A 7,198-nucleotide genomic window follows, 5' to 3' on the forward strand; every position below is an offset into this window, starting at 1 on the left:
AGCATAGCAATGGTTTGAATATGCATTTTGGAGAAGGCAAACCATTTTTTGCCTAAGTCTTTTAGGCTTGCACCTAGATGATAGACTTGTTGGTCGATGATTAAAAATCGGTCGTGGGCTTGTGTAAATTCATAGGCTTGTATTACTGGGTATTGTTGGTTGTGTTTTTTTATGTCCAACAAAAAACTTGGCGATAGTGTTTTGGTAAACATTTCTGCTTTTACGTTTTTGTTGCGTTTAGCCAATATCAGTAATACTGATTCATCAATGTAATTGTCGATAAGGATGATTTGTTCTTTGGCTTGTTTTATAAGATCACTCACAAGCACATAGGCATCGAAAATTTGGCCTTCGAAGAAAATGCCTTGTTTAGGCGTTACAGTTTTATTTTCTATCGCATTAAATATTTGATCTAGCTTTTTATCCGTTAAACTCTGCCATTGTTCAAGATTACTGAGTCGTTGAAAAACGGCTGCGTTTTCCAACATAAACTTTCTCATGCTGACAAATGCCCGCATGATGGTTATGTTGATATCAATAGCTGTTTGACTTGTCAGTACGCTTGATAAGCTTGCAACGCCTTGCTCTGTAAACGCATAAGGCAAGCTCCCGCCAAGGTGCTTTTTTGAAGGTATCGCATTTTGCGATACCATGGATTCGACTTCCTCTGGCGTAAGTTGAAACATAAAGTCATCTGGAAACCTTGATGGATTACGCTTAACTTGCTCTCTTAACCTGATCGCTTTAACTTGATAAAGTTCCGCTAAATCACGGTCAAGCATGACCTGCACATTGCGTAATGTGTAGATTTTGCTTTTGATGATGTTTTCGTCAAGCGTTTCGAGCATGTTCATAAGGCTTAGATGCTGCTCTTTAAAGTGTTAACAATGTAAGTAATCTCTTCATCGGTTAAGAATGGGTTCATCGGTAGGCTCATGACTTCTTGGGCGGCTTGTTCGGCAACGGGGAAATCGCCTTGCTTCAACCCTAGATATTTAAAACATTCTTGCTTGTGCAGTGGCATCGGATAATGCACGGCGGTTGGGATACCTTGCTCTTTGAGTTTTTCTTGCAACTGACCGCGATTTTGTACGCGAACGGTGTACTGTGCCCAAACGCTGGTGCGGTCTGCTTTAACTTGTGGTGTTGTAACTGTGCCACTTAGTTGTTCGGTGTAGGCTTGTGCGACACGGTTACGCCCTTCGATTTCTTTAGCGTAGTGCGGCAATTTGGCTAAAAGTACCGCAGCTTGAATCGTGTCCAAACGCCCACCCATGCCGATGTATTTGTGATGGTAGCGTTTGTTTTGGCCGTGGACACGCATCATTTTCATTTTTTCAGCGTAGTCATCGTTATTGGTGAATACCGCGCCACCGTCACCATAACAACCGAGCGGTTTTGCTGGGAAAAAGCTGGTGGTATAGATATCCGCACAATTGGAACTGGCTTGACCTTTGTAAGTCGATCCAAAACATTGTGCCCCATCAATAATTACTTTTAGATTGTGCTTTTTGGCGATGGCGTTGATTTCGTCCATGTCCGCTGGTTGCCCGTATAAGCTAACGGGCATAATCGCTTTGGTTTTATCTGTAATGACTGCTTCGATTTTGCTTGGGTCGATGTTATATGTTACTGGATCAATATCGACAAATACCGGGGTAGCGTGCATCAGCGCAATGGTTTCAGCGGTGGCGATAAAGGTAAACGGTGTGGTGATAATTTCATCACCCGGCTGAATATCCATAGCCATCATCGCGAGTAGCAACGCATCTGTGCCGTTTGAGCAGGTGATTGCGTGTTTAGTGTTTGTAAAGTTTTGTAGCTCATCTTCCAACTGCTGAATTTCTTCGCCCATAATGTAATTGGACTTGTTCAAAACCGCTTGGATATTGGCGTCAATATCGGCTTTGTATAATTGGTATTGGTGTTGTAGGTTTGCAAAATCGATTTTCATATTGGGTTACTCAATAATGGTTACTTGGCCGTTTTGAAGCTGGTATTGTTGTTGGGTGTAAGGGCAGGTCGTTTGCGCCTCGCCGTCTAAGGGTAAATCAAGTTTCTCGCCGTATTGACTCATCCAGCCAATTTGTTTTGCAGGTACGCCGACCATGAGTGCATAAGGTTTGACATCTTTGTTAATGACTGCACCCGCGCCTACAAATGCGTATTCACCAATCGTCACACCACAAACAACCGTACAGTTTGCTCCAAGTGTTACACCCTTTTTAACTAACGTGTCTTTATATTCGTTTTTGCGTTCAATTAATGCACGCGGGTTGTAGACATTGGTAAACACCATACTAGGCCCGCAAAAAACCCCTTCTTCGAGATGCACATTGTCGTAAACCGACACGTTGTTTTGAATTTTACATTTATCGCCAATGGTGACTTGATTGCCAACGAACACATTTTGTCCAAGTGATACGCCCTTACCAATTTTGGCACCGCCACAAACGTGCGCCCAGTGCCAGACACGTGACCCTTCACCGATTTGCGCGCCATTATCAATAATGGCGGTTGAATGGACTGTGTAGTTCATTTATTGATTCCTGAATATTTGTTTTTCAAAAAACTTGGAGACAAAATATGATCCGTAAACTGAAAAGTGATCATCATCCGCATATAAAAATTTATTATCCATATTTGAGTAGCAAGAATTTTTATCACAAAGAGCATCAACTGGGTCAAGAAGCTTTAATTTTGGAAACTTCAACAAGGATGCATAATCACGATAAACAGACATTCTTTTAAGATAAAGTGCTTTATCCATAAAACTGCGATTTGTACTTATGTCAAAATAATCATACGGTCTAGGTATCACTTCTTTTGGTAAAAAATCTAATTCTGGATTTTCTAGTTTATAAAAAACATCTTTAACATGCCCCATCTTTTCAATGCGTGACATTGTATTTTTAAACCCATCAAAATAAGTTTCATAAGTTTGTTTTTGGTCTTTTACTAAAGCCAAGCTATTATCGACACTTTGCTTTGTGAAAAGTCCTTCAACTTCACCATGTATATAAACCGGCCCTCTTGTCGCCATGATGACTTTTTCAACTCTTGGGTCTTTTTCGATAATCGTTAAAATCTGCTCGATCTTAACTTTGCAAACTTCAACTTCATTATCATTTCTTCCCCATTCAAACCCCTGCAAAGTTGGACAGCTGGAGTTAGCTAGTAATATCGCGCCGTAACCATGAGTGTTTGCTAACGATGAAATGCCGGAAAATAAAACATGTGCATGGGAATCACCTATGATGGCAACTAGTTTGTTTTTTTCTAATGCGCTAGCACGACAATAATCGAAAGCCTGTTGGTCTGCTAGCGCCTCATTTGTGTAATCTACGCAGTGTTCATCTTTCGCAGTGGTACGTTTAAATTGCGTATTAGCCTCTATAAAACTTTCCATGCTATGGCGATCAGGCAAACCTTTTTTGTGTTCAACATAGACCCCTACAAGGCCTATAATTACTAATATACCTATTAAATAGGGCGTAGCGCGCTTTTGGTAACGTAATTGTTCTATATATTTATAAGTAAGGTAAGCAAAAAACAATGACAATAATACAGCTACCACTAAGGCTAAAGTTTCAGGCTTACGGCCTAAGTAGATATATAAAAATGAGATAAATACCCAGTGCCACAAATAAAGCGGATAACTGATTAGACCCAGTTTTACCAGGCCTGCATATTGCTTTAAACGACTATTAGCAACAATGATCATCACCGCACCTACAACCGGGAGTATTGCTAAATAACCCGGATAAATCATTTGGCTATCGATAAATATAGCACTTAAGATTATAAGTATTACCCCCCCCAACATTGTTACTTTATCGCTAAAATATTGTTGCTCACCTCTAGATTTAAGGTCTTGCTGATTAATTAACCAAACAGCCAATAAAGAACCGGCTGCTAACTGCCAAAAACGCGTTAAGGTGTGGTAATAAGTTTCTTGCGTGTAACCTTGAGAAAAGTAGAGGTTTGCTGATAACGATGCAATAAATAAAAAACCTAGCAAATAGCCAGGGTGCTTGTTTATTTTTAAAAAAAGTAAAATGATTAGTGGCCACAATAAATAGTATTGCTCTTCAACACTCAGTGTCCAAAGGTGAAGTAATGGCTTGTAGTGACTCTCAACATCAAAATAACCGACTTCATTAATTAACTTAAAATTAAGTATAAAAATTACGCTATTAGCGACATGTGACCCTAGTTGTTGATACTCTTCTGGAAAGAGTACCAACCACCCCAAGCCCAAAGTAAATAACAATACTGTTATTAAGGCTGGAAATAGACGACGAATTCTTCTGGCATAAAAGTCTTTTAATGAAAAATCGCCCCTATTGATAGAAAGCAACATTATTGAAGTAATTAGATAACCTGAAATGACAAAAAATACATCAACACCAATAAAACCACCAGGAAGGGTTTCTGGAAATGCATGATAGATAACTACCAACAAAACCGCCAATCCTCTCAGCGCATCAATGTCTTCTCTGTACTTAATGTGTTGCATCTAGCCTTAATACTCCAGCGGTAAAGAAACTGTATTGCCGTCACGTGCAGAAAGATAGGCGGCGATAAGGACTTCTAATGATTTTAGGCCTTCACGACCACAAGTTTCAGGTTCACAGCCACCTCGCATGACATCTATCACATTTTTGTAATACAGCGGGTGCCCGAAGCCATAAACTGAAGTGGTTTCGTAGTTAGCTTGCTGGATATCTTTGTCGTAGTCTTTTGCGTCTTCGAACTCCCAGTGTTGGATTTCGTTAACGGCCACACCGCCAACACGCACTGTACCCTTTTCACCCAGAATGGTAATTGAGCCTTCATAGTTTTTTGGGTAGGTAAGCATGGTTACATTCATTGACCCCATTGCCCCATTACGCCATTTGATATTGAGCACACCCGTATCCTCAACTTCAATATCGCGCGCTAATGTACCGGTCATGGCTTGGATTTTTTCAACTGGGCCGATTAACCAATCAATAAGATCCACATAATGACTAGCTTGGTTCATGAACGCGCCACCATCTAGTTCCCAAGTACCACGCCATTTAGCGGCATCGTAATATTCTTGCGGACGCGTCCAGAAAACATTTAAGTTAACCATGTAGATTCGACCAAAGCGCCCTTCTTCCATTGCACGCTTTAACAGTTGCAATGTGGTGTTGCGGCGATTTTGTTTGACTACAAATAAACGCACGCCGGCTTTATCACAGGCTTTAACCATATCCACGCCATCCTTCCAGCGGGTGGCCATGGGTTTTTCGCTGATCACGTTAACTCCGGCAGCGGCCACTTCAGCCGTTTGTTCTGGGTGAATGCCTGACGGGGTACAAAGCGATACCACATCTAACTTTTCATTTTTTAGCAGTTCGGTTAAGGTTAAATAGCCTGTCACCTTATACTCGGTTTTGGCCGACTCTAATGCTTGCTTATTGTTGTCACAAACTGCTACTAATTCAAAATCGTCTGGATATTGAGCAATAGATGCAAAATGGTTTTTGGCAATACGCCCACAACCCACTATGGCGATTCTAATTTTTCGGTTTTCGATAGCTGGGTAGTGGCGCATTACAGTCTCCAAGTTGGGTTTGGCACGATGTTCTTCACATCCATTAACACCATTTCATCTTTGGATAGCTTTTTGAAATCATCCATGGTGTAGGCTTTGAATTGCTTATGTCCAACTGCAACGATAATCGCATCGTATTGCTTGTTAGACTGCATTGGGTCGTCGATAATGCCATGTTTGTACCATTTGCTTTCTTCTGCATGATCTACCCATGGGTCGTAGACATCAACATTTACGCCAAAGTCTTTAAGTTCTTCAATAATATCGACTACTTTAGTGTTACGCATATCTGGACAGTCTTCTTTAAAAGTCACGCCCAACATGAGTACGTTTGAGCCTTTAATGGTTTTACCGGCTTTGATCATGTGTTTGATGGTTTGATCAGCGACATGCTTACTCATGCCGTTATTGATTTGACGAGAAGCAAGGATTAGGTTTGGTTTGTAACCTAGTTCTTCCGCTTTGAAGGTAAGGTAGTATGGATCAACACCAATACAGTGTCCGCCCACCAGGCCTGGTGAAAGTTTAATAAAGTTCCACTTAGTCGCAGCCGCTTCTAGTACTTCGTTTGTATCGATACCCATTTGGCCGAAAATTAACGCTAGTTCGTTGATAAGTGCAATATTAACGTCGCGCTGAGTATTTTCAATAACCTTAGAGGCTTCCGCCACTTTAATGCTTGAGGCCAAGTGTGTGCCAGCGGTGATTACTGTTTTATATAAGTCATCCACACGTTTTGCAATTTCTGGTGTTGAGCCAGCTGTGACTTTAAGAATCTTTTTAACCGTATGTTCTTTATCACCCGGATTGATACGCTCTGGCGAGTAACCGCAATAAAAGTCTTGGTTAAACTTTAAGCCAGATGCTTTTTCAAGCTCTGGCACACAAATGTCTTCGGTTACACCTGGGTATACAGTAGATTCATAAATGACAATATCGCCTTTTTTAAGCACTGAACCAACGGTTTGTGATGATTTAACAAGCGGTGTAAGGTCTGGACGGTTTGCTGAGTCAATTGGCGTAGGTACTGTGACAATATAGATATTACAATCTTTCGCGTCTTGGATATTGGCGGTATAGGCCATATTGTCTTTTACTGAAGCCAATTCTGCATCTTCAATCTCTAAGGTACGATCATGTCCAGCTTCTAGCTCATCTATGCGTTGCTGGTTAATATCAAAACCAACCACAGGCATTTGCTCAGCAAACGCTACGGCCAAAGGTAGCCCGACATATCCAAGGCCAATCATGCAAACTTTATCTGTCATTTTGTATCTTCCTTTTACTCAACTGTTACTGATTTTGCTAAATTTCTCGGCCTATCGACATCTGTGCCTTTGGCTAAAGCAACATAATAAGCGAGTAATTGTAGCGGAATATTAAAGGTAATGGGTGCGGTTATGCGACCCACATTGGTTGTAGCTTTGATGACCTGAAAGCCTTCTTCTGAATTTACGTTGGACTTTTCATCTTCAAATACATAAAGCTGTCCACCGCGCGCATTCACTTCTTGCAGGTTGGACTTGAGTTTTTCTAGCAACTCGTCATGCGGCGCTATCGCGATAACAGGGATATTTTCATCTATTAACGCTAATGGGCCGTGTTTGAGTTCAC

Annotated in this window: 7 protein-coding genes; all 7 read right to left on the reverse strand. The window is 41.1% G+C overall.

Translation table 11 applies throughout. From position 1 onward, the window contains the following. A partial coding sequence (locus tag IBX48_RS09300) for an ORF6N domain-containing protein (protein WP_296833668.1) occupies positions 1 to 854 on the reverse strand: 854 nt, incomplete at its 3' end. A gap of 5 nt (positions 855 to 859) precedes the next feature. Beyond that, entirely contained in the window at positions 860 to 1,954 is a 1,095-nt protein-coding gene (locus IBX48_RS09305) for a DegT/DnrJ/EryC1/StrS family aminotransferase (protein WP_296833672.1), read from the reverse strand. 6 nt (positions 1,955 to 1,960) lie between these two features. Next, the gene (locus tag IBX48_RS09310; protein WP_296833678.1) at positions 1,961 to 2,539 is read right to left on the reverse strand and encodes an acyltransferase; all 579 of its coding nucleotides are present in this window, start codon (positions 2,537 to 2,539) and stop codon (positions 1,961 to 1,963) included. After that, a complete protein-coding gene (locus IBX48_RS09315) occupies positions 2,540 to 4,519 on the reverse strand; it encodes an acyltransferase family protein (RefSeq protein WP_296833683.1) in 1,980 nt (659 codons plus the stop codon). Between the two features lie 6 nt (positions 4,520 to 4,525). Next, positions 4,526 to 5,584: a Gfo/Idh/MocA family oxidoreductase gene (locus IBX48_RS09320; RefSeq protein ID WP_296833688.1), complete on the reverse strand. Its 1,059-nt coding sequence runs from the start codon at positions 5,582 to 5,584 to the stop codon at positions 4,526 to 4,528. Then, positions 5,584 to 6,852: a nucleotide sugar dehydrogenase gene (locus IBX48_RS09325; protein WP_296833692.1), complete on the reverse strand. Its 1,269-nt coding sequence runs from the start codon at positions 6,850 to 6,852 to the stop codon at positions 5,584 to 5,586. Before IBX48_RS09325 ends, IBX48_RS09320 begins: the two co-directional genes overlap by 1 nt. 14 nt (positions 6,853 to 6,866) lie before the next feature. Then, the coding region (locus IBX48_RS09330) for an SIS domain-containing protein (RefSeq protein WP_296833696.1) at positions 6,867 to 7,198 on the reverse strand (332 nt) is incomplete at its 5' end.

Source organism: Thiomicrospira sp., assembly GCF_014859555.1.
In the GTDB taxonomy this organism is placed as follows: Bacteria; Pseudomonadota; Gammaproteobacteria; order Thiomicrospirales; family Thiomicrospiraceae; genus Thiomicrospira.